Annotated in this window: 23 protein-coding genes; 11 read left to right on the forward strand and 12 right to left on the reverse strand. The window is 62.8% G+C overall.

Going from position 1 to position 25,454, the window contains the following annotated elements; all coding sequences use genetic code 11:
* Nucleotides 1–217: 217 nt before the first annotated feature.
* The 6 genes from HUTA_RS07825 to HUTA_RS07850 all read right to left on the reverse strand — a co-directional run bounded on the left by HUTA_RS07825 (nucleotide 218) and on the right by HUTA_RS07850 (nucleotide 7,675).
* Nucleotides 218–1,234, reverse strand: a complete 1,017-nt coding sequence (locus HUTA_RS07825; RefSeq protein ID WP_015789352.1) for a serine protein kinase RIO — start codon at nucleotides 1,232–1,234, stop codon at nucleotides 218–220.
* An 87-nt stretch (nucleotides 1,235–1,321) separates the two neighbouring features.
* The gene (eif1A, locus tag HUTA_RS07830; RefSeq protein ID WP_015789353.1) at nucleotides 1,322–1,609 is read right to left on the reverse strand and encodes a translation initiation factor eIF-1A; all 288 of its coding nucleotides are present in this window, start codon (nucleotides 1,607–1,609) and stop codon (nucleotides 1,322–1,324) included.
* Between the two features lie 99 nt (nucleotides 1,610–1,708).
* The gene (locus HUTA_RS07835) at nucleotides 1,709–3,991 is read right to left on the reverse strand and encodes a glycoside hydrolase family 3 N-terminal domain-containing protein (RefSeq protein ID WP_015789354.1); all 2,283 of its coding nucleotides are present in this window, start codon (nucleotides 3,989–3,991) and stop codon (nucleotides 1,709–1,711) included.
* A gap of 238 nt (nucleotides 3,992–4,229) precedes the next feature.
* Nucleotides 4,230–5,525 (reverse strand): O-acetylhomoserine aminocarboxypropyltransferase/cysteine synthase family protein, encoded by a 1,296-nt coding sequence (locus HUTA_RS07840; protein WP_015789355.1) that lies wholly within the window; start codon nucleotides 5,523–5,525, stop codon nucleotides 4,230–4,232.
* Between the two features lie 120 nt (nucleotides 5,526–5,645).
* Entirely contained in the window at nucleotides 5,646–5,882 is a 237-nt protein-coding gene (locus HUTA_RS07845; protein WP_015789356.1) for a hypothetical protein, read from the reverse strand.
* Between the two features lie 179 nt (nucleotides 5,883–6,061).
* Complete coding sequence (locus tag HUTA_RS07850) at nucleotides 6,062–7,675, reverse strand: DNA-directed DNA polymerase II small subunit (RefSeq protein ID WP_015789357.1); 1,614 nt, start codon at nucleotides 7,673–7,675, stop codon at nucleotides 6,062–6,064.
* 102 nt (nucleotides 7,676–7,777) lie between these two features.
* On the opposite strand from HUTA_RS07850, the gene HUTA_RS07855 reads away from it, so the two are divergent.
* Together HUTA_RS07855 and HUTA_RS16045 are read left to right on the forward strand one after the other, a co-directional pair.
* Nucleotides 7,778–8,431 carry a S26 family signal peptidase gene (locus HUTA_RS07855; RefSeq protein ID WP_015789358.1) on the forward strand — a complete coding sequence of 218 codons (654 nt, stop codon included), beginning with the start codon at nucleotides 7,778–7,780 and terminating at the stop codon, nucleotides 8,429–8,431.
* Between the two features lie 70 nt (nucleotides 8,432–8,501).
* Nucleotides 8,502–9,614 (forward strand): S26 family signal peptidase, encoded by a 1,113-nt coding sequence (locus HUTA_RS16045; protein ID WP_015789359.1) that lies wholly within the window; start codon nucleotides 8,502–8,504, stop codon nucleotides 9,612–9,614.
* Between the two features lie 29 nt (nucleotides 9,615–9,643).
* Here HUTA_RS16045 and HUTA_RS07865 read toward each other — a convergent pair whose 3' ends face one another.
* Complete coding sequence (locus HUTA_RS07865) at nucleotides 9,644–11,419, reverse strand: Cdc6/Cdc18 family protein (RefSeq protein ID WP_015789360.1); 1,776 nt, start codon at nucleotides 11,417–11,419, stop codon at nucleotides 9,644–9,646.
* A 1,226-nt stretch (nucleotides 11,420–12,645) separates the two neighbouring features.
* Here HUTA_RS07865 and HUTA_RS07870 point away from each other — a divergent pair.
* From HUTA_RS07870 to HUTA_RS07890, 5 genes are all read left to right on the forward strand, one after another.
* Nucleotides 12,646–13,287, forward strand: a complete 642-nt coding sequence (locus HUTA_RS07870; protein ID WP_015789362.1) for a GTP-binding protein — start codon at nucleotides 12,646–12,648, stop codon at nucleotides 13,285–13,287.
* A gap of 6 nt (nucleotides 13,288–13,293) precedes the next feature.
* A complete protein-coding gene (locus tag HUTA_RS07875; protein ID WP_015789363.1) occupies nucleotides 13,294–13,680 on the forward strand; it encodes a DUF2073 domain-containing protein in 387 nt (128 codons plus the stop codon).
* Nucleotides 13,680–14,468 carry an OapC/ArvC family zinc-ribbon domain-containing protein gene (locus tag HUTA_RS07880; protein ID WP_015789364.1) on the forward strand — a complete coding sequence of 263 codons (789 nt, stop codon included), beginning with the start codon at nucleotides 13,680–13,682 and terminating at the stop codon, nucleotides 14,466–14,468. Before HUTA_RS07875 ends, HUTA_RS07880 begins: the two co-directional genes overlap by 1 nt.
* Nucleotides 14,469–14,554: 86 nt before the next feature.
* A complete protein-coding gene (locus tag HUTA_RS07885; protein ID WP_015789365.1) occupies nucleotides 14,555–14,980 on the forward strand; it encodes a PPC domain-containing DNA-binding protein in 426 nt (141 codons plus the stop codon).
* Complete coding sequence (locus tag HUTA_RS07890) at nucleotides 14,981–18,562, forward strand: DNA polymerase II large subunit (RefSeq protein WP_015789366.1); 3,582 nt, start codon at nucleotides 14,981–14,983, stop codon at nucleotides 18,560–18,562.
* A gap of 196 nt (nucleotides 18,563–18,758) precedes the next feature.
* On the opposite strand, the gene HUTA_RS07895 is transcribed toward HUTA_RS07890, so the two are convergent.
* Entirely contained in the window at nucleotides 18,759–19,211 is a 453-nt protein-coding gene (locus HUTA_RS07895) for a hypothetical protein (RefSeq protein ID WP_015789367.1), read from the reverse strand.
* 103 nt (nucleotides 19,212–19,314) lie between these two features.
* Between HUTA_RS07895 and HUTA_RS07900 the strand changes: the two genes are divergently transcribed.
* From HUTA_RS07900 to HUTA_RS07910, 3 genes are all read left to right on the forward strand, one after another.
* Complete coding sequence (locus HUTA_RS07900; RefSeq protein WP_015789368.1) at nucleotides 19,315–19,605, forward strand: hypothetical protein; 291 nt, start codon at nucleotides 19,315–19,317, stop codon at nucleotides 19,603–19,605.
* A 108-nt stretch (nucleotides 19,606–19,713) separates the two neighbouring features.
* Entirely contained in the window at nucleotides 19,714–20,187 is a 474-nt protein-coding gene (locus tag HUTA_RS07905) for a TRAM domain-containing protein (RefSeq protein ID WP_015789369.1), read from the forward strand.
* 99 nt (nucleotides 20,188–20,286) lie between these two features.
* Entirely contained in the window at nucleotides 20,287–21,072 is a 786-nt protein-coding gene (locus tag HUTA_RS07910) for an SDR family oxidoreductase (protein ID WP_015789370.1), read from the forward strand.
* 43 nt (nucleotides 21,073–21,115) lie between these two features.
* On the opposite strand, the gene HUTA_RS07915 is transcribed toward HUTA_RS07910, so the two are convergent.
* Nucleotides 21,116–21,322 carry a hypothetical protein gene (locus HUTA_RS07915; RefSeq protein WP_015789371.1) on the reverse strand — a complete coding sequence of 69 codons (207 nt, stop codon included), beginning with the start codon at nucleotides 21,320–21,322 and terminating at the stop codon, nucleotides 21,116–21,118.
* Nucleotides 21,323–21,512: 190 nt separating this feature from the next.
* Here HUTA_RS07915 and HUTA_RS07920 point away from each other — a divergent pair, with 190 nt between their 5' ends.
* Entirely contained in the window at nucleotides 21,513–22,502 is a 990-nt protein-coding gene (locus tag HUTA_RS07920; protein WP_049941246.1) for a LamG domain-containing protein, read from the forward strand.
* Nucleotides 22,503–22,556: 54 nt separating this feature from the next.
* Here HUTA_RS07920 and HUTA_RS07925 read toward each other — a convergent pair whose 3' ends face one another.
* The 3 genes from HUTA_RS07925 to HUTA_RS07935 all read right to left on the reverse strand — a co-directional run bounded on the left by HUTA_RS07925 (nucleotide 22,557) and on the right by HUTA_RS07935 (nucleotide 25,309).
* Nucleotides 22,557–24,167 (reverse strand): hypothetical protein, encoded by a 1,611-nt coding sequence (locus HUTA_RS07925; RefSeq protein ID WP_015789373.1) that lies wholly within the window; start codon nucleotides 24,165–24,167, stop codon nucleotides 22,557–22,559.
* Nucleotides 24,164–24,922: an ABC transporter ATP-binding protein gene (locus tag HUTA_RS07930; RefSeq protein ID WP_015789374.1), complete on the reverse strand. Its 759-nt coding sequence runs from the start codon at nucleotides 24,920–24,922 to the stop codon at nucleotides 24,164–24,166. The genes HUTA_RS07925 and HUTA_RS07930 overlap by 4 nt, the downstream gene beginning before the upstream one ends.
* A gap of 81 nt (nucleotides 24,923–25,003) precedes the next feature.
* Nucleotides 25,004–25,309 carry a DUF7091 family protein gene (locus tag HUTA_RS07935; protein ID WP_015789375.1) on the reverse strand — a complete coding sequence of 102 codons (306 nt, stop codon included), beginning with the start codon at nucleotides 25,307–25,309 and terminating at the stop codon, nucleotides 25,004–25,006.
* Between the last annotated feature and the right edge of the window lie 145 nt (nucleotides 25,310–25,454).

Consider the following 25,454-nt stretch of genomic DNA (forward strand, 5'->3'; position numbering starts at 1 on the left):
TTAGTTATGGTATAGATATATGAGTGATAGGTGATGCAGTAGTTCACAAACGAAATCCCGAAATCCGTCTCGAAGAGATCGTTGTACCCAATTTGTAGACCGAACGGTGACTGCGTGCGTTCAATACGATACTGACGTACAGTTATCCGTCCACGGGTGAACAACAACCAGCCCCAGGGCAAATTTCGAAATTGTTTCCGTCCGGTGGACCCCGACGCTAGGTGTCCTTCGACGCTGCGGACGAGCCGTAGTCTTGCTGCTCATCGTCGGTCACGTAGTCGTACAGCGCATCAGCCGTCACCTCGACCCCCTGCCCGGCGAAGAAGTTCGCCACGTTCTGACAGTCCCGTCGGAGGAAGTCCTCGGCGTTGGGCGAGTGGACCGTCACGGCCTGGCCGAGGTCGATCACGACGAGTTCGCCCTCGTGGAAGACGACGTTGTACTCCGAGAGGTCGCCGTGCACCAGTCCGGCGGCGTGGAGCCGACGCATGTACTCCCGGAGCACCTCGAAGGCGGTCTCGGGGTTCTCGATGTGGACCTCGTTGAGACGCTTGGCCCGGCCCTCCGCGTCCGTGGCGATGTACTCCATCACGAGGACGTTTCGCTCGACGGCGATCGGGTTCGGAACGCGGACCCCGGCCTGCTGTGCCCGTTTGAGGTTGGCGAACTCCTTGCGGACCCAGGCGGTGACGACCTTCTTCTTGTCCGAGCCGATCCCCTCGAAGCGCGGGTCGCCGTCGAGATACCCGCGCATGTCCTTGAAGTCGCTGGCGTTGATCCGGTAGACCTTGACGGCGACCTCGTGGCCGCCCTTCGTTCCCCGGCCGCCGTCGTCTCGTGGCTCCGGCTCGTCGCCGTAGTCACGCGGCTCCGCCGCTTTACTTTCGGCGGACCGCCGATCAGGGCGACTCGACTCGTCCGGGGCGCTCCGGGACTGGGCTCCGGAGAGCGCGGTATAGACGTTAGCCTCCTTTCCAGTCGAAATCGGGGCCCCGAAGGCCTCGATGTAGCCGTCCTGAACGAGTTTGTACAGCGCGGCGAAGGTCGCGTCGTCGAAGACCGACGCCTCGACTTTGAACTGCTCGGTGTTCTTGATACGCTTGCGGAACTCACTGAACTCCCGATCCCGCCGGCGGGCGATCCGATCGGCCTCGGTGTCCGCAACGTCGATTTCCTCGAACTCGTCGCCCGGCAGCTCGGCTCCCTCGTCGTCGATCAGGCCGAACTCGGTCATGGGTGCCCCGCGAAAACAGTGCGAGCAGTGCTGGACAGCGATTTGCGGCCGTCAGTCGGTGGGGATGCCACCGTCATGTTTGGTCCGTCACGGTTCCTTGATGTGGCCCTCCTCGCGTAACTGATCAGCCTGCTGTTTCTCATACCGCCAAGTGATGTCGGCCTTCTCGTCCTGCCAGTCCCAGGGCTCGATCAGTACGACGTCGTCCTCGCGGATCCAGATGCGCTTTTGCATCTTGCCCGGGATCCGCGCGGTCCGTTCGACGCCATCCATACACCGTACCTTCACGCGATTGGCCCCAAGCATGTTGGTAACGACGGCGAAGACCTCGTCTTCGTCGGGCATACGGAGATCGGTACGTTCCTGGTCGCTCATATCCGGACGTTCGTCCGGCATCGGTATAATTGCTGCGAGAAGAAACGTCGCGATAGAAAGGGCGAAGCGGGACGAGCCCGACCGAACGGGCGGGCGGCGCTACTCGACGTCAGTTTCGCTGAAGTACGCGCGGGAACTCCGGGCGAGTTTGCGGGTGTCGCCAACAACCTCGAAGTCGGCAGCGGCCTCGATGTCGGCAGCCGAGGAGCCGACGCGGAGTTCGTACTCGCCGGGTTCGACGACCAGGTTCATATCATGGTCGTGGAACGCGAGTTGGGTCGCCGAGATCTCAGCGGTCACCGTTGCGGACTCGCCGGGTTCGAGGTGGACGCGCTCGAACGCGCGCAGTTCCTGGACCGGACGGGCCTGGGAGGGCCAGCGCTGGTGCGTGTAGACCTGGACGACCTCGTGACCGGCGACGTCGCCGGTGTTCTCGACGGTGACGCTGGCCTCGATGGTGCCCGTGGTGGGGACTTCCTCGCTCGCGAGTGAGACGTCGCTATACTCGAAGTCAGTGTAGGAGAGCCCGTGACCGAACGAGTACAGTGGATCCTCGTCGACGTAGACGTGCCGTTCGTTGCGGCTGTTGGGTCGACGCGAGTAGTAGACGGGCAGCTGACCCACGTCCTTCGGAACGGAGATCGGCAGCCGACCGCTCGGGTTGTGCTCGCCCAGCAGCACGTCCGCGATGCCGTTGCCACCCTCCTCGCCCGGCAGCCAGGCGTGGAGGACGGCGGGGACGTGCTGGTCGATCCACTCGATGGAATGGGCCTTGCCGCTGACCTGCACGACCACCAGCGGCGTGTCAGTATCGTTGACGGCTTCGACGAGTTCCTGCTGGACGCCCGGGAGTTCGAGGTCGGTAACGTCCGCACCCTCACCGCTCGTGGGGAGGTCAGGCACCTGTTCGATCCCCTCGTCATCGTCCGAAAGGGCGATCGCCGAGCGTGTCCCGACGAACGCGACCGCGACGTCAGCCTCGGCGGCAGCGTCGACTGCAGCATCGATCTCGTCGGTGTCGGGGCCGGTCGTCGTACAGCCCTCGACGTACTCGACGTCGTCGCCGAGACGGTCCTGCATGGCGTCGAGCGGCGTGACGATCTCGCGGTTGACCTCCGCCTCGGGGTAGTGAGCGGCGTAGGCGTAGTCGCCCAGTTGGCCCGAGGGCGCGTCGGCTTTCGGCCCGAGGACGGCGACGGACTCCTCGCCCTCCAGGGGCAGGAGGTCGTCGTCGTTCTTCAGCAGCGTCACGGACTCACGGGCGAGTTTGCGGGCGTACTCGCGGTTCTTCTCGGGCCCGAAGGCCTCTTCGACGCGATCGGGGTCGACGCCCGGATCCTCGAGCAGTCCCTTCTCGATCTTCTGTTTGAGGACGCGTCGGGCGGCGGTGTCGATCGTCTCCTCGGCGACGTCGCCGTTCTCGACGGCCTCGACGAGGTGCTGGTAGGCCTTGATCTGGGGGAGTTCGACGTCAAGGCCGGCCTCGACGGCCTGGATCGCGGCGTCGTAGATCGTCGGGGCGACCTGGTGTTCGTCCTTCAGCAGGCGGACGCTGAAGTAATCGGAGACGACGTTGCCGTCGAAGCCCCATTCGCCACGGAGGACGTCCGTCAGCAGCCACTCGTCGGACGTGCAGGGTACCCCGTCGATGTCGTGATAGGCGTTCATCACCGAGTCGGCGTCAGTCTCCTGTACGGCGGCCTCGAACGGGAAGAGGTGCACTTCGCGGAGTTCGCGCTCGCCCAGTTGGACCGTCGAGCGGTTCTTGCCGCCCTCACAGACGGCGTGGGCGGCGAAGTGCTTCAGCGTGGCCGAGATGCCCTCCTCGGGATCGTCACCCTGGAGGCCGTCGACGAACGCCGACCCCATCTTTGCGACGAGATAGGGATCTTCGCCGAAGGTTTCCTCAGTGCGGCCCCAGCGCGGATCGCGGGCCACGTCGAACAGCGGCGAGAGCGCGTGATGAGCACCGATCGCGCGCAACTGCTCGCGGATCTGAGTGGACATCTCCTCGACGGCGTCCGGATCCCAGGTGCTGGCGATGCCCATCCCCTGGGGATAGGTGGTGCCCTTCGGCCCCATGTACCCGCTGAGACATTCCTCGTGAGGGATCGCAGGGATGCCAAGCCGGGTTTCCTCGATCAGGTGTTCCTGGAGCGCTTCGGTAACGTCGGCGGCTTCCTGTGGTGCGAGGCTGCCGCCTCCGCCGAGTCGCGTGAAGTGACCGATGCCGTCTTCCAGAAGGTCAGCGGCGTTGTCCGAGTTGATGTTCCCGTCCTCGTCGAGCAACTGCGCTTTGGCCGTCATCTCGCTCTCGTCTTCGACGTCCATCCAGCGCGGTGGGACGGACTGAAGTTGGGCCACCTTCTCCTCGAGGGTCATCCGGGAGAGGAGGTCCTCGACGCGTCGATCGACTGGCAGCGTCTGGTCTAGATACGGGGGAGTATCTGTGTCTGTCACACCGTACCAGTGGGACGGGCGGAAGGTAATGTTTTCCCATCCGGGATTCGATCGAGCGCTGTCACGTCCAAAAACCGACAGACGACAATCAGTTCAGTTGTTCTCAAATGAGATAATGTAACGATCACTGCCACCCGGGTATGTCCCTCTCGGACCGGCGCTATCGCGTTGCCCAGGTGATCGCCTGATCGAGATCGTCGATGATGTCGTCGGGATCCTCGACACCGACCGACAGCCGGACCATGTCGTCGGTGACGCCCGCGGCGGCCTTCTCGTCGTCGGACAGTTGCTGGTGGGTCGTCGAGGCGGGGTGGATGATCAGCGTCTTGGCGTCGCCGACGTTCGCCAGCAGGCTGGCGAGTTCCGTCGATTCGACGGTGTCCCGGGCGGCCTCGTAGCCGGCGTCGAGACCGAAGGTGATCATGCCGCCGTAGCCGCCATCGAGGTACTTGCTGGCTTCCTCGTGAGTCTCGTGACTCTCCAGGCCGGGGTAGTTGACCCAGGCGACGTCCTGGTGGGCTTCGAGGTACTCCGCGACCGCCAGGGCGTTCTCGGAGTGGCGCTCCATGCGCATCGGCAGCGATTCCAGACCCTGGATAGTCTGCCAGGCGTCGAAGGGGGCCTGCTGGTTACCCAGATCGCGGAGTCCACGGGCAATCGCGGCGTAGGTGAAGGCGGCGTCGCCGAACCGTTCCTCGAAGTTGACGCCGTGATAGGCGGGGTTGTCGCCCGCAACCTCGGGATAGTCTTCGGCATACTCGTCCCACGGGAAACTCCCTCCGTCGACGAGGATGCCGCCGACGGTGGTGCCCGAGCCGTGGATCCACTTCGTCGTGGAGTTCCAGACCAGGTCCGCGCCGTGCTCGATCGGGTTGCAAAGATACGGCGTCGCGAAGGTGTTGTCGACCAACAGTGGGACGCCGTGGTCGTGGGCGATGTCGGCGATCCGCTCGATGTCCGGCGTGACGAGCGCGGGGTTGCCGATGGTCTCGAAGTGGACGTAGGCGGTGTCCTCGTCGATGGCCTCCTCGTAGGCGTCGTAGTCAAGCGTGTCGACGAACCGCGCCTCGACGCCCTGACGCGGGGCCGTGTGCGTGTAGTAGGTGTAGGTCCCGCCATACAGCGCCGAGGCAGTGACAACGTTGTCGCCGACATCCGCCAGCAGGAACGTCGCAAGGTTGAGGGCTGCCATCCCGGAGGAGGTAGCGACTGCGCCGACGCCACCCTCAAGTTTCGCCAGGCGCTGCTGGAGGATCGAGTTGGTCGGGTTCATCAGCCGCGAGTAGATGTGGCCCTCCTTCTCCAAGGCGAACTGGGCGGCGGCGTCCTCGCTGTCTTCGAAGACATAGCTGGTCGTCTGATAGAGCGGCGGGGCGCGTGCGCCCGTGGCCGGGTCGGGCTCCTCCTGCCCGACGTGCAATGCGTCCGTGTGGAATCCGCGATCGTCGTCGCTCATAGCGATCGTGGCTACGACACCCGCCGTTGTATAAGTGGTGTACCGACACCCGGATTCACCGGCGTCGATAACACGCGTCGAGATTCGCCGGTATCGAAACCGGGAGGGAACGACAGCGCCTTATTTTGCGGCAAGCAGCCCCTTCTCGACCGCGTCGGCGATCAGTTTGTACTGTGCTCCCAGCAGGCCACCCATGATGAAGATGTAGCCGAGGAGGCCAAACACGACCATCATGATGCCCTCACCGGACAGGTATCCGATACCCGCGATGACGGCCCCGATGATCCCCACGACGAGGAAGTACGCAAGCAATCGGAACCCGTACACGATCCCCTCAACCGGATTGACGTTCGCCATGTCCCAAACTCAGAACAGTTGGTAAAATAAGTTACTATTCATCTCGATTACCAGTTCGTGAATATATTCGAGTTTGGTAGTTGGCAAAATGAGCGACACTCGAAGAAGTCTAACGATACGTCAGCCTGTATTTGATAAAAATATATCTATAATATAAATTTGAGATATCATGTTTTCACTTACCCGAAGCTCCGGATCGTCAGGAAGTCGCTGGCGTCACGTTGATCGAGTTTGTCGAGGTGAACGATCGGCGCGTAGCCGACGTCGGGGTCGATGTTGACGCTCTCTTGAAAACTGGTCTGTTCCTGCCAGCAGGCGGAGTTGATCGTCAGCACGTTGTGATAGGAACCGTATCCGAGCTTGTGGACGTGGCCGGTATGGAAGATATCGGGGACGTCCTCCATGACGAGGTAATCACGCTCTTCGGGGGCGATCCGGGTGTGGCCGCCGAACTGCGGCGCGATGTGGCGCTTCTTGAGTAACTGGGCCATCGCCCGGTCGGGGTGATCGTAGCTGGCGTGTTCTTCGGGCAACTCGGCGATCACTTCGTCCAGACTGACGCCGTGGTACATCAGGATATCGACCCCTTCGACGGTAACTGTCGAGGGATTGCCCGTGATCGTCGCGTCGTGGGCCGACATGATCGAGCGGAGCTCCTCGTCGAAGGCCGGTTGGGGTTCGGCCAACCGGACTGCGTCGTGGTTGCCCGGGATCATCACGATCTCCATGTCACCGGGCACGTCTTTAAGGTGCTCCGCGAAGGCCTCGTACTGGTCGTAGATATCGACGATGTCGAGTTCCTCGTCCTGGTCGGGATAGACGCCGACGCCCTCGACCATGTCGCCCGCGAGCAGGAGATATTCGACGCGGTCGGCTTCGGGTGTATGAAGCCACTCAGCAAACCGATTCCAGGCGTCAGCGTCGAACTCCTGGCTGCCGACGTGGACGTCGCTGATCAAGGCCGCGCTGACCGCACGATCAGCCGTCGAGGGTTCGAAGGTCCGGGGAACGTCCGGGAAGTGGATCGAGTCGGCGAAGAGGATACCCCCGTCGTCGGCGAGTGTTCCCTCCACCGCAATCACCTCGTCGAACAGCAGATCCTCGACCACGTCAGCCATGTCCCGATCTTTCATCACCAGCGCCGGGAACGTGCCGGTGGTGTCCTCCAGGTCGATCAGCCAGTGGCCGTTGGCGGTCGAACGGATGTCCGCGACCATCCCCACGATCGCGGCCTCGCTGCCGCCTGGCATCGACTCGACTGCATTCGTCGGGCGGTGGTTGACCCGTCCGCGAAGTTGCCCCGAGAGTTTCTCGTAGCGGTCCCGAAAGACCGCCAGAAAATCCTCGTACTCGCCGGTGCCGGTCGACCGACCGGTCACGTCGCCCGCAATCGACGGTTCGTCCGGATTTCGCCCGGTTCGGGACGACGTACCGGGTGGACTCTCGCCGGAGTGAACCCCCTTTGTTTCGACTGGAGAACGGTCGGCATCGTCCCGTGGTTCAGGCGGTTCATCTCCAGTTGAAACAAGGGGGTCTCCATCGGACGCTGGAGACGACGATGACGTGGACGGCGAGTTGTGAGATCGATCGGAACGCCCTGACCCGGTTTCGAGGGCGTCCCGAACGTCATCGACGGAGAGTTTGATCGCGTCGTCCGGGATGGCTTCTATTGCACGCTCGATGGCGGCCTCCGTGTCTGCAGCCTCCGCGAGTAGGGTGACCGCCTCGCGGTCGGTGTTGTAGCCACGACTCGCGAGTTCGTTGACGATCCGGGCTGGCGTCTCGCGAGGCACACTACGTCTACAGCAAGTGCGCCAGCAAAAGGATGGCGGTCCCCGAGAACGGCCCATCTTGGGGACGAAAGAGTTATCTGAAACAAAAGAACTGTAAGCGGTGTGATCGAAAGCGAGGGCGAATGGGCAACGAGCGCGAGAGGAAAATCGGCCATCGATCGGTTCCTGAAGTCCTCCCTGGCCCTGTTCGCGTTCGATACGCTGAGTAGCGTCCTGATCGTCGTGATGATCGGTGGGTTGCTGTTCGCGACGAGTGGTGTCTGGTCGCCAGTCGTCGCTGTCGAGAGTGGCAGTATGCAGCCGCATATGGACGTCGGAGAGTTCGTGTTCGTCATGGAAGACGGACGGTTCCCCGGTCCGGAATCACAGGGGGACACGGGAATCGTGACTGCCCACACCGGTCAGGAAGCGGGCTACCGGACGTTCGGTGGGTACGGCGACGTGATCGTCTATCAGCCCGACGGAAACGAGACGAAGACCCCGATTATCCACCGGGCAATGTTCTGGGTCGAGAACGGTGAAAACTGGTACGAGCGCGCCGGTTCGACGGCGATCGGGAACGCGGATAGTTGCGAGGAACTCGCCAACTGCCCGGCCCCACACGCGGGCTTCATCACGAAGGGAGACAACAGTGTCACGAACAGCCGATACGATCAGCTAATGGAGATCAGTTCGCCGGTCAAACCAGCGTGGATCGTCGGGACGGCAGAAGTGGGCGTCCCGTGGCTCGGGCAACTTCGCCTGGCCCGGGACTGAAGCGACGAAGCCGGTGAACGGACGCCCAAAAACGAAGAGTTGTAACGGTCCAGGTCAAACGGACGCGCAGATGAGCGACCCGAGCGACGATCGCGACCCGCCAGATCGGGAGCGCGATCGGCGAGAACCTGCCCCGGACACGCCCTCCGAACCCGGGGACGATGACGACGACAGCGCAGGTAACGGAGGGGTAGCTGATCGTGACGAGCAGTCGGCTCAGGACCAGCCGTCAGCTGGTCGTCGTGAACGCGACTCGACGCACTCTCCACCGGAAGACCGGACGGCCGGAACTCGATCACCGCTCGAAGAGACGGAGCCCAGTAACCAGCCTCCATCAGGGGACAGAGACCATCGTGGGGCCGATTCGGATCAGACCGGTGCAGCGACGGGCCGGGATGTCGCCGAACGGCACCCGCCATCGATCGATAGAGAGAGACGGAAACCGCCACAGAGACGGGGGTCCGCAAGCGGCAGTGACAGTTGGCTCACCCGCGTGTTCCAGTATACGTTCGACATCGCAAGCAGCGTGTTGATCGTCGTTCTGATCGGCGCGCTCCTGTTCGCGACGAGCGGGGTCTGGCCACCGCTGGTGGCGATCGAAAGTCCCAGCATGGAACCCAACATCGATACCGGAGATCTCGTCTTCGTAATGGAGGAACACCGGTTCTCCGGGCCAGGAGCCACGGAGGAATCCGGGATCGTGCCGGCACGTGCAGGCCAGGAGACGAATTATCGCATGTTCAACGGCTACGGTGACGTAATCATCTACCAACCAGACGGCAACGGCGAGGCGACACCGATCATTCACCGGGCAATGTTCTGGGTTGCGGCGGAGGAGAACTGGTACGACCGTGGGGATCCAGCGGCGATCGGGAACGCGGACAATTGCGAAGAGCTCGCCAACTGCCCGGCTCCCCACGCCGGGTTCATCACCAAGGGCGACAACAATCGCTACTACGACCAGGTCGGTAATCAGTTCAGCGGGCCGGTCAAGCCCGAGTGGATAATCGGCACCGCCGAGTATAACGTGCCGGGACTCGGCCGGGTCCGACTCCTGACCGGAGAGGCACAGTCGCGGTACGGAACGGTGGCGAAAGATGCGGAGCACGTAACAGCTGGGACGACTGTGACGGCAGCAACGAACGGAACCGAAAGCGTCGATTTCCCGTCGATCGCGCCGTGAAAAGTTGCGAATCGAACTGCGGTGAAAGATTACTGATCGAATCGGGCCTGGATGAACGGTTGGACGTCTTCGATATCGCCGAGTCGTGAGTCCGAGTGGAGTACGGCTTCGGTTTCGTCCTGGGGAACCGAGAGACTGATCTCCTTGGTTCGACCGTAGCGGCCCTTCGAAACGACCACAGCGTTGACGATCCCGAGCATGTCGAGTTCCGAGATGAGGTCGGTGACCCGGCGCTGGGTGAGGACGTCGGCGTCGATCTCCTCACAGAGGCGCTTGTAGATGTTGTACACCTCGCCGGTGTTGATGTTGTGGACGCCGTTTTTCTCCAGCAGGATGATCGAAAACAGGACGAGTTTCGACTGGGTGGGCAGCGTGCGGACGACCTCGACGACCCGGTCGAGTTCGATCTTCTCCTGGGCCTGCCGGACGTGGTCCTCGGCGACGAGATCGATCTGGTCGCGTTCGGCGAGTTCCCCGGCCGTCCGGAGGAGATCGAGCGCGCGGCGCGCGTCGCCGTGTTCCTGTGCTGCAAAGGCCGCACACAGCGGGATGACGTCCTCCGAGAGGGCGTCGTCCTTGAAGGCGACGTCCGCGCGTGCCTGGAGAATATCCCGCAACTGGTTGGCGTCGTAGGGCGGAAAGACGATCTCCTCTTCACCGAGACTGGACTTGACGCGAGGGTCCAGAAAGTCAGTGAACTTCAGGTCGTTGGAGATGCCCATGATCGAGACCCGGGAGTTCTCCAGCTCGGAGTTCATCCGCGAGAGATTATAGAGGGTATCGTCGCCGCTTTTCTCGACGAGTTTGTCGATCTCGTCGAGCATGATCACGACGACGCGTTCGGTGTAATCGACGGCGTCGAAGAAGGTACTGTAGACCCGATCCGTCGGCCATCCCGTCATCGGGACCGTCTCGAAGGACGCCAGGTCGTCCTCGAGTGACTCGATCTCGGCACTGACGGCTTCGAGCGTGGCGAACTCCGTCCCCTCGAGTTCGTTCGGATCGGCCTCGGCGCGGTCTTGCAGGTCCTCGAGCTCTGCGAGTCGGTCCTCGATGTGGGCCTCGTTGTTCTCGATGAAGGTGTTGGCGAGTTGCGCGAGAACGCGGTACTGCGTGTCGGTCACCTCGCAGTTGATGTACTCGACGTCACAGGGGACCTCGTACTTCGCGGAGGTACGTTCGAGTTCCTCGCTGACGAACTTCGCGCTCGCGGTCTTGCCCGTCCCCGTCTTGCCGTAGATGAGGATGTTCGACGGCGTATCACCGCGGAGCGCGGCGACGAGGATCGTCGCCATGTTGTTGATCTGCTCCTCGCGGTGGGGGAGTTTCCGTGGCGTGTAGGAGGGACGAAGCACCTCCTTGTTCTCGAAGATCGGTTCCCCGCTCAACAGATCGTCGAACAGACCCCTGGAGGCCTCGTCCGCGTCCTCCTCGTCCTCGAAGACGATCTCGTCGAGGAGATCTGTGTCGATCGATCCGGCTGTATCGGACGGTGTAGCCTCGACTGACGACCCGAAAGACTCCTCCGACGGCCGTGTCGTCCAGTCTTCGTCGACAGGATCGTCGTCCCCGTTCCTGTTTGAATCGGGCGGATCGCTTTCGTGTGAGAGTCCTCCGCCCGCGCCATCGTCTTCGACGTCTGGTGCCGGATCGCTTTCGTCAGGACTGTCCGGATCGGAATCACCGCCACTGCGGTCAGTACCCGCAGGTGGATCGACGACACCGCCGGTCGACGGTTCGGAGTGGTCGTCGGTGAGACTGTCCTCCGTGACGGGTGAGTTGGATTCGTCTTCGGTGTCTTGCATGTGGTTTTCATCCCCCTTCTTTCAGGTGGAGATTCGCCCGCAGATCCGAGATAGCGGCCGAAAACGGCCTGTAGAACCGATATGGCGGATTTCGAGATGGCGATCTTGGTGCAGTTGAACCACAAGAACCGGTGGGTGAAAGGCTATTAAAAATTTCGGTTCAGATCGTGCCCAGTCGATGATGATGGATTCGGAGAGGTGATCATGTCCGGTGAATCAGTTTGCAGAGGTCCAAGCACCGTCCGGATTGGAGTGGTCTGGTTTCCGGATTGGAGGGAGCCTGGTTTTACAGGCTTCGATGCGAATTCCCGGAGCTTGCCCCCGAGACGATCCACACATCTGCATGAAGTCTGGAGAGGTTTGTCATTGAGTGCTATTGTCAAAGACACCCTCCCCCACCCCTTCGTTTCGAGTGGAACAGTCCAAACACCCGGGGAGGGGGGTTCAGCAACCGGGTAAGGACAATCTAGAAAAGTCGGGTTTTATTAGAGAGTACATATAACAGTAACCGTAATGGGAACCAATTCTCTCATTGAATAAATTTAAAGTGTCTAGTAGATATTAGTACTAGATCTACCTAGAACAAAAGTACTAGTTTCCACTAGAGGTTCTGTATGGCACTCTCATCTCCATTGACGATGGTTCTCAGTCGGTACTAATCGGTGTTAGTTGGTCCTTCCTGAGACGATCCGCTGATATACTGTCGAACGGTTTCGGCGATCAGTTTGGCCTCACCCGATGCTTTGCCGTTCTGCTCTACAGTGTAAGATACCGAATCATCCAATATGCATCACGACTGCAGTAGAAACGATCCCGTGCATTCCGGAGACTGATAGTCTATTATATACTGGTCTATACCAGTCTGATGTCATGGTTTCGTTATATCTACCCATCGCCAATATCGAATCGCCACCGAGTCGGTCTGCGTGTGGATTTTCGCTCGTTCGGACGATCTGTACCGGTCAGCGCATGGTCCACCCGGTGGTTCACGGTGTTCCACTTGAAACGAAGGGGTGGGGGGTATGCACGACCTCTCGTTGGTCATGCACGACCTCTCGTTGGTCATGCACGACCTCTCGTTGGTCATCGGATTGTCGATGAGCCCGTCCTTGTCGTGGTTTCCGTGTTCGTTCAGAATTCGTTATATATGTCTGACGTACAGTTAAGTGAATTCGGAAAAGTGTTTTGCGCAGATGCCCCGACTCGCTCGGGCGCGGGAGGATAGGATGGGCCTGCTCACAGAACTCAGAGACAGCATTTCACGTGCCGCTTCGAGCCTGTTCTCAGAACAGGATCCGAAACGCATCGGCATCTACGGACCGCCCAACGCCGGCAAAACCACCCTGGCGAATCGGATCGCCCGGGATTGGACCGGCGACGCGGTCGGACCGGAAAGTGCCGTTCCACACGAAACCAGGCGCGCGCGCCGCAAAGAAAACGTTGAGATCGAACGCGACGGCAAGTCGGTCCAGATCGACATCGTCGACACGCCGGGTGTGACGACCAAGGTCGACTACACCGAATTCCTCGATCACGACATGGAGAAAGACGATGCCGTTCGCCGATCTCGTGAAGCCACCGAGGGCGTCGCCGAGGCGATGCACTGGCTCCGGGAGGACGTCGACGGCGTCATCTACGTCCTCGACTCCGCCAAGGACCCCTTCACGCAGGTCAACACGATGTTGATCGGCATCATCGAGAGCCAGGACCTGCCGGTGTTGATCTTCGCCAACAAGATCGACCTCGACGATTCGAGCGTCAAGCGGATCCGCAACGCGTTCCCACAGCACGAGACTGTCCCGTTGTCGGCGCTCGAAGGCGACAACATGGACGAAGTCTACGACAAGATCGCGGAGTACTTCGGGTGATCGAGCATGGCTGAAGTCACAAATAAACCACGCGACGGCGTCCAGATCGACCTGATCAGCGGCCAGCGGATGGAGGGGATGGCCAGCATGGAGAAGATCCGGATGATCCTGGATGGCGTCCGTGATGGCAACATCGTCGTCCTGGAGGAGGGACTCAGTCCAGACGAGGAGTCCCGGCTGATCGAGGTGACGATGACCGAGATCAGTCCGGACGAGTTCAACGGGATCGAGATCGAGACGTATCCGCGGTCGGAGACCGCCGACCAGAGCTTCCTCGATCGACTCATGGGAAAGGAGTCGACGAAGAAGCTCACCGTGATCGGGCCGGCTAACCAGATCGAGACGCTTCACAAGGACGAAACGCTCATCAGCGCACTCGTCTCCCGGAAATAATGCCTCACCAGTGTACGAGCTGTGGTACGGTCTTCGACGACGGCTCCACGGAGATGTTGTCGGGCTGTCCGGAGTGTGCTGGCAACACCTTCCAGTATCACCCGGGCGGGACGGAGTCGACTGGCGAGTCAGCGCCCGACGCGGCGCCCCCGGAGCGACCCGAACCGGACGATTCCGTCGCCCGGACCGTCGGCAACGCCGCACAGACGGTCAAGAACTTCATCGGGAGCGACGAACCGACGCCCGGCGTCGACCCCGACGAGGCGGACCCCCTCTCGCCGTGGCCGGGTGACGCCGAGGACGCGGCGACCGTCGATGGTGACACGTCGCCCGCTCGACCCGAAACAGGGGGACCAACCGCTGGCGGTGCGGAGAATGACAGCGTCAGCGCCGAACCCCAGACTGATTCGGATCGCGGTGAGACCGTTCGGACGGCCGGAATCGAGGGCGAAGCCCAGGCATCGGCCCGATCGGCGGTCGTCTCGCCGGAGGAACTCTCGGAGGCCACCGGTGGGACCAACGTGGCCGTCGGTTCGAACGGTGGAGCCGTGGCTGCCGGGACTGCCAATGGCGAGCAAGCAGACGATGACCGGACCCCAACCGAAGACCGTCCCGACCTCGCCGAACTGCGCGAGGAGCTCAACGACCAGTTCGAGTCCATCCGGATCGTCGAACCCGGCCAGTACGAACTCAACCTCATGGAGCTGTACGAACGAGAGGAGTATATCATCGCACTCCAGGAGGACGGCCGCTACCAGATTCAGGTCCCCGATACCTGGCAGGAGTGAGGCTCCCTGGGACGTTCGGTCCGCTCGCGTTCTTCTGGTCGCGCCCGTAAGCAATCCTTTTTGTCCTCGTCACCGTGGGTAGGCACATGCACTATCGGGAACTCACCGGGTCGCGGGAGTTCGTCGCCAGCCTGACCCACGGCGAGGACTGGCGCGGCCAGATCGAGGCTTTCGCCCGGGATGAGGGGATCAAGGCGGCCGTCTTCTTCGGCCTCGGGACCGTTCAGGACGCGGCGATCTGGTACTACGATCAGGACGAACAGACGTATCGCGAGACGGTCTTCGACGAACCGCTTGAAGTCGCGGCCTGCGTCGGGAATATATCGCTCGATGTCGACGGAGAGCCCTTCGCACACACACACGTCGTCCTCTCCCGCGAGGACGGATCGACGATCGCTGGCCATCTCGATGCAGGGACAACATACATCGGCGAACTGTACGTTCGGACGTTCGAGGAATCGCTCGAACGCGCTCCGGACGAGACGACCGGTGGCGACCTCTGGGCGCTGTAAATGCGCGACGCCGACGAGCGGTACTTCGCGCGGCTGGAAGACGAACTCGATACGGCCATGGACGTGGCCCGGAGCGCTCGCGAGCGGGGCGGCGATCCGACGACCGACGTCGAGATACCCGTCGCGAAGGACATGGCCGATCGCGTCGAGAACATCCTCGGGATCGACGGGGTCGCCGAACGGGTCCGGGATCTCGAAGGCGAGATGTCACGCGAGGAGGCCGCCCTCGCCCTGGTCGAGGACTTCGTGGCGGGGACCGTCGGTGACTACGATACGAAGGCGGGCAAGATCGAGGGGGCCGTCCGGACGGCCGTCGCCCTGCTCACCGAGGGGGTCGTCGCCGCGCCGATCGAGGGGATCGACCGCGTCGAGATCCTCGACAACGACGACGGCACCCAGTTCGTCAACGTCTACTACGCCGGGCCGATCCGATCCGCCGGCGGGACCGCCCAGGCGCTCTCGGTCCTCGTGGCCGACTACGCCCGGACCCTGCTCGACATCGACGAGTACCACGCTCGCGACGAGGAGATCGGCCGTTACGTCGAGGAGATCGAACTCTACGACGAGGACACCGGCCTGCAGTACTCGCCGAAGGAAAAGGAAACTCGACACATCACCGATCACATGCCGATCATGCTCGACGGTGAGGCCACCGGTGGCGAGGAGGTCTCGGGTTATCGGGACCTCGAACGCGTCGACTCCAACAGCGCCCGGGGCGGGATGTGTCTGGTCCTCGCAGAGGGAATCGCGCTCAAAGCCCCCAAGATCCAGCGCTACACCCGTCAGCTCGATGACGTCGAGTGGCCGTGGCTCCAGGACCTGATCGACGGCACGATCGGGGCGGACGAGAGCGAGGACGAGACGGGCGGAGAAGAAGACGAAGACGGTTCGGCCGACGGCGAGAGGGACACGCAGGACGACGACGCGTCCACAGTGGACGGCCCACCCCGGGCAGAGCCATCGAAGAAGTACCTCCGGGATCTCATCGCGGGTCGCCCTGTCTTCTCCCATCCGAGCGAATCGGGTGGATTTCGACTGCGCTACGGCCGCGCCAGAAACCACGGCAACGCCACGGCGGGCGTCCACCCGGCGACGATGCACCTCGTCGACGACTTCCTCGCGACGGGGACCCAGATCAAGACCGAGCGCCCGGGGAAGGCTGCGGGTGTGGTCCCGGTCGACACCATCGAGGGACCGACGGTCCGGCTCGCTAACGGCGACGTCCGGCGGATCGACGACCCCGAAGAGGCCAAGGAAGTCCGCAACGGCGTCGAGTCGGTCCTGGATCTCGGGGAGTATCTCGTCAACTACGGCGAGTTCATCGAGAACAATCATCCGCTCGCGCCGGCTTCCTACACTGTCGAGTGGTGGGTCCAGGAGTTCGAGGCGGCCGGCGCGGACGTCCAGGCGATGACTGATTCCGTCGAGATCGACCTCGACGATCCCACGCCGTCCCGAGCCCTCCAGTGGGCCCGGGAATACGACGCCCCGCTCCACCCGAAATACACCTACGTCTATCACGACGTGAGCGTCGAGGCGATCGACGCCCTGGCCGACGCGATCGCGGACGGCGAGATCGTCACGGGGGACGGGGCCACGGCGGAGCCCGGTGATCACGCCGACAGGGCGGGCACCGCGACCGGCGATCTCGTCCTCCCGCGGAGTGAGATCGCCCGACGGACCCTCGAATCGCTGCTGGTCGAACATACCCAGACTGACGCCTCGCTGATTGTCCCGACCTGGCGGCCGCTCGTCGAGACGCTGGGATTCAACGACGACCTGACGCGACCGTGGACGCTGTCGGACCTTTCGGAAGCGGCCCGCACGTACGACGATGGGGAGAACGCCATCGAGGCCGTCAACGAGATCGCCCCCTTCGACGTCCGTGAGCGAGCCCCGACCCGGATCGGCAACCGGATGGGCCGCCCCGAGAAGTCCGAGGAACGGGAACTCTCGCCGGCCGTCCACACGCTGTTCCCGATCGGCGAGGCCGGGGGCAATCAGCGTGATGTCGCGAAGGCGGCCGGGCACGCCGACGAGATGGGTGACGCACCGGGCGAAGTCGAACTCGAGGTCGGCCGTCGGCGGTGTACCGATTGCGCCACCGAGACCTATCAGGCGCGGTGCCCCGACTGTAACGGCATCACCGAAACCATCTACGTCTGCCCGGACTGCGACCGCGAGGTCGACCCCGACGAGTCCGGCCGGGCCGAGTGTCCACGGTGTGAGACCATCGCCTCACCGACCAGAATGACGACGATCGACGTCGGCGAGGTCTACCAGCAGGCTATGGACAGCGTCGGCGAGCGCGAGGTTGCCTTCGACGTACTCAAAGGCGTCAAAGGATTGACCTCGAAGGAAAAAATGCCCGAACCGATGGAGAAGGGTGTCCTCCGGGCCAAACACGACATCAGCGCGTTCAAGGACGGGACGGTCCGCTACGACATGACTGACCTCCCCGTCACCTCAGTTCGGCCGGCCGAGCTCGACGTCACCGTCGAGCAGTTCCGCGAGCTGGGCTACGAGGCAGACATCCAGGGCGATCCACTGATCCACGACGATCAACTGGTCGAGTTGAACGTCCAGGACGTCGTCCTCTCGGACGGCGCGGCCGAGCACATGCTCAAGACGGCGGCCTTCATCGACGACCTCCTCGAGTCGTACTACGGTCTCGATCCCTACTACGAACTCGAGGATCGAGACGACCTCGTCGGCGAACTCGTCTTCGGGATGGCTCCCCACACCAGCGCGGCGACCGTCGGCCGCGTCGTCGGCTTCACCTCGGCTGCGGTGGGGTACGCTCACCCGTACTTCCACGCGGCGAAACGACGGAATTGTGACGGAGATGAAGATTGTGTAATGCTTCTCCTTGATGGACTTTTGAACTTTAGTGTCAAGTACCTGCCAAATCAGCGAGGGGGCCGCATGGACGCGCCCTTAGTGATGTCTTCACGGATCGACCCGGCCGAGATCGACGACGAGGCCCACAACATCGACATCGTCGAACAGTATCCCCTGGAACTCTACGAAGCGACCCGCGAGATGGCCCATCCCGAGGACGTTGACGTCAAGATCGCCGAGGACACCCTCGGGACGGACGAGGAGTACACTGGCTTCGCCCACACCCACGACACCAGCAACATCGCCCTCGGGCCGGATCTCTCGGCGTACAAGACCCTCGGATCGATGGAGGACAAGATGGACGCCCAACTTGAAATCTCCCGGAAACTCCGGGCCGTCGACGAGACCGACGTCGCCGAGCGAATCATCGAGTATCACTTCCTGCCGGACCTGATCGGCAACCTTCGTGCCTTCTCGCGGCAGGATGTCCGGTGTCTGGGCTGTGGCGAAAAGTACCGCCGGATGCCCCTCACCGGCACCTGTCGGGAGTGTGGCGGTGACGTGAACCTGACCGTCCACGAGGGCTCGGTCAACAAGTACATCGACACGGCCACGCGCGTGGCCGAGGAGTTCGGGGCCCGGGAGTACACTAAACAGCGCTTAGAGATCCTGGATCGCGCGATCAAGCGCGTCTTCGAGGACGATACGAGCAGGCAGACGGGGATCGGGGACTTCATGTGAGTGGGTTCTACCGAGCCGAGCGAAGCGAGGCTCGGCTTTTTGGTCCAGATTTTTGCGCGAGTGGTCAGGAGTGATGTGAGCAGTGTAACCGCGAACGAAGCGAGTGACCCGAGCGGAAAAAGGTGGGAGAGATACGAGCAGGCAGACGGGGATCGGCGACTTCATGTAGCGGCCGGCGGGCACTGCAGCCGGACACTCACGCAGCGTCGGGGTCAGGTTCCAGTCGATAGCGAGTCGTCGGTCGACCGGAGAACCGCGGGCCGGAGCCCGTGGTGGCGAAATCAGCCGCCTCGGCGGCATTTCGGACGGCTGCTTCGCCGTCAGGAACCAACAGTTCGACGACCATCGCTTCCCGGCGGGCGAACCGGATCGGTTCTTCGAGCAGTCGCGCACACGCCGGTTCGGAGCCGGCGAGTTGCGTGACGTAGACTGTCTCGTCGCGAGCGTCGAAGCTCACGAATCCGATGATCGGGACACTGTCGTCGTCTCCATCGTCGCTTTGCTCCGTGGCTGGACCGTCAGCTCTGTCCGGATCGACGGCGACGCGAACCGTCCGGTCGTGGACGAGATTTCGCATCACGTCCACGGGTGAGTCAGCCAGTTCCGCCAGCGCATCGGCGTCGGCTTCGACGGCCTCACGAACGTCCATGCGAGTGGTTCACGACCCCGACGTAGTTAACCGCTGTGGCGACGGCTGTTTTGAGTGGCGTCGGTGCGAGCAATCTTTGTCTCCGGTCCGCCTACTGTCGAGTATGTACGTCTCTCCGGCGGTCCGGTCGATCCGCGAGCATCCAGTCGAGGACGAATCGGTCACGTTGCTCGTCCGTGCAGCCGACGATGTCGCCGAGATCCGCGATCGGATCGAAACTGCCGGTGGGACGATCGAGGAGAGCCTGGAGTTCGAGACGCTGGCCGTCTCTATTCCACAGACGGGTGTCGGGGAAATCTGTGAGCTAGAGGGGATCGAATCGATCGAGACCGACCGGACGCTGACGATCGACGCCGATGGCGCGGGCGAAGACGTCTCGACGTCCGGGGAGTAGTCCGTTTCGAACCGGGGTCGAAGCGATCGTCAACCGTGATACACTCACACGCGGAGTCTGCAGCCAGACGCAAACGTTTTGCTTGCCCACCAACTACGCCGATTCAGCATGGCGGACTGTCCACTCGCCGACGATTGCCCCGAATTCACCGAGCGGATCGAGGGGATGGGGTGTACCCACTACGGCGACCGCGGCGGGGCCGAGTGGTGCAACCACTACAACCAGCCGATCTCCGACCTCAAATCCCAGCCGGTCCAGCCGGGCGAAGAAGTGGTCGTCACTGTCGAGGACATCCACGAGAGCGGGGCTGGCGTCGGTCGAACCGAGGACGGGTTCATCCTCCTGATCGACGGCGTTCTGCCCGAGGCTCGCGCCAAAGTTCGCGTGACGACTGTCCACTCAAATCACGCTCGGGCCGAGGAAGTCGAACGCCTCGAACTCGATCCGGAGGAATCCGAGGGCGAGGACGGCGACGAGGCCGGTGAATCCAGCGACGAGGAGTCTTCCGACGACGGGGACGGCCGCGACGACGGCCCGGATCGACCCGAACTCGGCAGTCGGGACAACTTCTGGGGCAGCTAACGGCTGGGCTGGCAGTCCGTCGATCTCCGTTCTTGCAGTCGATCTTTCAGCTGACGCATCGCTCGTGACGCTTTTCTCCCCGGCGACGTACGTCGGAATATGGATCTGCAACTCGAGGGCAACGTCGCGCTGGCGACGGCCGCAACTAGCGGCCTCGGACTCGCGAGCGCCGAAGCACTCGCCGCGGATGGTGCGAACGTCGTCGTCTGTGGCCGAACCGCGGAACGGCTGGAATCCGCCCGCGAGCAACTCGCGGCGGCAGGGCCGGGCGATGTCCGGGCGATCGAGGCCGACATCACCGATCCCGATCACGTCGAGGCACTCGTCGCGGAGACCGTCGAGACCTTCGGCGGGCTGGATCACCTGGTCACGAGCGCCGGCGGACCGCCGAGCGGGTCCTTTCTCGATACGCCGACCGACGCCTGGTACGACGCCTACGACCTGTTGGTGATGAGCGCCGTCCGGACGACGCGGGCAGCCTACCCGCACCTCAAAGAGAGCGACGTGGGATCGATCGTCAACATCACGTCCCGGTCGGTCCGGGAGGTCATCGACGACCTCGTGCTCTCGAACGCGGTCCGGCGGGCGGTCATCGGGCTGATGAAAACGCAGGCCCGGGAGTTCGCGCCGGACGTTCGCGTCAACGCCGTCCTGCCCGGCGCACACGAGACGGCCCGCATCGAGGAACTGATCGACGATGCCGTCGAACGTGGCGAGTACGACAGCTACGAGGAAGGCCTGGCAGACTGGGCGGCGGACGTTCCGATGGGTCGCATCGGCGAGCCGCGGGAACTCGGCGACGTCGTTGCATTCCTTTCAAGTCCCCGGGCGAGTTTCCTGACGGGCGCGGCGATCCCGATCGACGGCGGGTCGATGCGGAGTTGAACCGCGGACGGACCAATGCGGAGTTGAGACAGCCGTCACCGCTTCAGCGGCCGTCGGGGCGCGTCATCGAGAGGGTCAGCATCACACCGAGGGCGACGAGCGCCACGGCCATCAACACGACGTAGCCGCTCGGGGGTAATCCGCCCCAAGGCGGATTCGGGTAGAAGAAGTCCACGAGCAACACGAAAATCGCCGTCAGCGTCGCGAGGACTGACAGGGCGAACAACCAGAACCAGACGTATCCACGCATATGCGCGCCTTCTCGGGGTAGGATATTGGTACTTCCGGGAAGTTCACAGGTGAACTTTTGAGGTACGTTTGCCTCCGCGGTCGGCAGGCCCGCGACAGTTCCATTCAGCGGTCAAATGCTGCTGTCGCCGCTTTCAGACTGCGCCATCAGTCAGGGGTATTTTTGGTGTCATGCATTGATGTCCCTGCAAATGGGGTTCGATCGCCAGGGCCGTGCGGCGACGTCCGTTATCGGGATCCTTCTCTTGGTCGCGGTTGCAGTTGTCATCGCGGTCGTCGTGATGATGGCGTCGCTGACGTTTCTCGATGCATTGGGAGCGCCGACTGCGGACGCAGTCTTCGAGTACGAGCAGACGTCCGTCGGCCTTCGGATGACACCGATGGCGATTGGCACTGACGTCACTGTCCGACTGAACGGCAAGCCCGTCTCGACGATCGAAAGCGACGACGCCGGTCGATCGGTGCTCCTGCCGACTGCACCCGGCGACCGTATCACCGTCGTCTCGCGTGACAGAGAGCAGTCCGTGCTCGTGCAAAAACGGGTCGACGAACGGGCCGAAATCGGCGATTTCATCGCCTATTACACGTTCGAGAGTGGTTCGGGGTCCACCCTTGTCGATCGCTCGGGCAACGACAACGACGGGACACTCAACGACGATCCGAAATGGATCGACAGTGGCCTACGATTCGACGGGTCGAACGATCACGTCCTCGTGGACAACCTCGATGCACAGCAAGATGTCGAGGCCTTCACCGTCGCCACAACCTACACCCAGCGAGGGCCCGGAAGTGACACAGTAACACAGCTCGTCGAACATACCTGGCAGGGCAACGAGTGGTTCATCGAAACGCGGGACAACGGATCCGGTGGCTATCAGATCGACTACGCAGTCGGCTTCCCGGACGCAGCCGGTCAGGTGTCGACGGGTGACGACTACACGTACGGCACCCGCCACGTCGTCGTGGGCACGTACGACGGGCAGACGTTCGAACTGTACGTCGACGGCCAGCGAGTGGCGTCGGAGTCGTATTCGCGGCAAGTCAATATCGGCGATATGCGGATCGGCCGGGACTTCGAGTCCACGTCCCAGTACTTCGAGGGAGATATCCACGAACTCAGGCTGTACTACAGCGCGTTCGATGGGGCTGACGTTCGAAGAATTTCCGAGTCGATGCGGTGAGACTCGCCCGACACGATGAACTCATTTTGGCTCGATTGCGACCGGTAGACAGCCTCAGCCATCGTCGAGCGACAGCGCTCGAAAGCGTCGGCGGGCATACCAATAGCCGCCGGCAGCGACGAGACTCAGGACGACCGCGTAGACGCTGAGAAGGCCGAACCCAGCGAGTTGATTTTCGGTCAACCCGACCCACAGGAGCACGAACCCGATCGCACCGACGAATACCCCTCCCATCAGAAAGACGAAGGTAATGACGAACGAGGGATGGGCTCGCTCGACGCTCATGTACTCACGGCGCTCGAACTTCGGGAGGGCGGCTCCCATGCCGAGTGCCGTCCCCGTCCCGGCAACGGCAAGCAAGACAGCCAGTAGCGCCTGCCCGAGGACGAACGCCGGCGAGTATTCGATCAGCCCGAACGGGACGCCCACCCCGGCGACGACCAGTCCCAGCACGATTCCGGCGAGCATGCGTCCACGGAGCAACGGCCCGACCGATCGGGTGCTCGTCAGCAGGAGTGGGAGTTGCTCGCGATCACTCCCCAGTGGATTGAGACAGAACGCCCCACCTGCGAGGATCGCCCCGGCGATGACGACCCCGGGCGGGCCGATCAATACCAGCGAGTGCGGGTCCTCGAACACCGTCCCGCTCATGCCGAGCACGCCGAAGAGAACTGGCGTGAGGTGAGCGAGCGTCCGTGGATCCCGCCGGGTCCGAAGCAGGTATCGCCAGGCGATCCGCCCCGACTGTGTGAGATCGAACAGCCTGGGGACGCTGTGGGTCCCGTCGGTCGCCTGGCCGGCATTATCTCCACCGACCTCCCGGACAAGCAGCAGTGTTTCCAGGCGGACCACGGCGACAAAGCCGAGCGAGATGGCCATCACGAGCACGCCGGCGAGTGCGACACCGAGCAACTCGACTCGCCCATTTACCGGCGAGAGCACGAGAGCCGCGTAGGCCTGGACCGGAGTGCCCGGGAGTATCGCGCCGATCGAATCCGGCCCGACGATGCTTCCATCCTCGATCAGCGTGTTGGTGAGGCGTTGCGTTCCAGCAAAGATGCCGATCAACAGGCTGAGAAACACCCCTGCCCGGACCCAGAGCGAAACCGCCAGGCGCTCGTTGGCGTATCTGACCCCGTCGCCGAGCAGTCGGCCGGCAACGACGCCGGCACCCAACATCGGCACTCCGCCAAGCCCGATCAATATGGGGACCAGCGGGTTCGATGCGCCCACGCCGACGATCACGAGCAATACGATCGCGGTCGGCACCAATCCCGCCAGCCCCTCGGTCGTTCGCGTGACGAACCGCCCGATCGACACCGCCGCTGGCGGAATCGAGGTCCGGATCAACGGCCCGACGACGCCGACCCGTGTCTGGTTGAATCCGCCGACGAACCCGACGTAGCCCCCCGCGAATGCGACGGCGAGATAACTCGCGGCCAGGATGCCGATCGGTGCTGGCCCGGTTGCCGCCTCCCGACCCACGGCCGTCGTCTGCTCCCACACCAACAGCGGGAACGCGACTGCGAAGAGTTCGATGATCGCAAATCCGACCAGCCGTCTCGGCTTCTGGCGCACGTTTCGCAGCGTCGTGCGCAACTCCGTCCGGGCAAGCGTCCAGGCCCCACGAAGCGTCTGTTGGCTGGAGCGACTCGATTCGGTCATTGCCAGGCTCGTTCGGGTTCGGCAGTCAGTTCGAGGAACGCATCTTCGAGGTCCGCCTCCCCGTCCTCGTCGGCGGCCGCCGCGAGCCCACCTGGCGACCCCTCCGAGACGAGTCGCCCGTCGTAGAGAACGCCGACGCGGTCGGCGATCTCCTCGACGACGGGCAGGATGTGCGTCGAGAGGAACACCGTCGTGTCGCCGCTGGCCAACTCCACGATCAACTCCCGGAGCGTCTTGGCTGCCCGTGGATCCAGCCCCGACGTCGGCTCGTCGAGAAAGACGACCCCGGGATCGTGCTGGACGGCCTGGATGAACGCTGTCTTCTGTTTCATCCCTTTGGAATAGCCGTCGATCCGCCGGTCGAGATCCGCCTGGAGGTCCAGTGAGTCGGCGATATCCAGCGCCCGATCCTCGACTCGTTCCCAGGGAACCCCCCGCAGATCAGCGGCGAAGTGCAACTGCTCGCGGCCGGTCAACTCCCGGTACAGCGGTGGCTCTTCCGGAAGGAGTCCGATGTGATCGACGAGGTCTCCCCGATCTGAACAGTCGATTCCATCGACGAACCCGTCGCCGCTGGTCGGTTCTATCAACCCTGTCAGGATCCGCATCGTGGTGGTCTTGCCCGCGCCGTTGGGGCCAAGAAACCCGTAGACGACGCCCGTCGGAACGTCCAGGTTCAGGCCATCGACCGCGACTGTGTTCCCGTAGCGTTTGGTTATCTCTCGGGCAGTGATCGCGCTCGTGTCTCCAGTCATAGACGCCTGTATTCTGAGCAGCTATTTAATGCCCTGCCGACGGCTGCTGGTGATGCAATCGGTCGAAACCGAACTGCGCTCTCAGCCGGACTCCTCTGGCTCCCACGTCTCGACAGTTCCGGCTCGCACGTCCTCGACGCAGCCGCGACAGTCCGGGTGCTCCACGTCGAAGCAGTCGGGTTGGCCGTCTTCGTCGATCTTGACGGCCCGCCGCTCGGCGTATCGCCGGCAGACGATCCGTGCCTGTCCGTCCTCGGCGAGCGGGAGATCCGTCCGGGCCGTGTGCTTTGCGTTCTCGTAGGCGCGTCTGGCCTCGGCCAGTTGTTGACCGGCGGATTGCAGGCTCGACCGCAGGAATCCCGGAAGCGACTGCTCGTCCTCGGCCATGGTTGCGCTGTGGGCCCTCTCCCTATGAATCTTCTCGCCGTGGGGCCGGCTGACCCGTCCCACCACGGTTTCACTTCCGCCGTGGTCGCCGCGACTTTATATAGGAGGCCGACCAACTGTCAATCGTCTCCCATCGAAAACACGC

Source organism: Halorhabdus utahensis DSM 12940, assembly GCF_000023945.1.
Taxonomy (GTDB): Archaea; Halobacteriota; Halobacteria; order Halobacteriales; family Haloarculaceae; genus Halorhabdus; species Halorhabdus utahensis.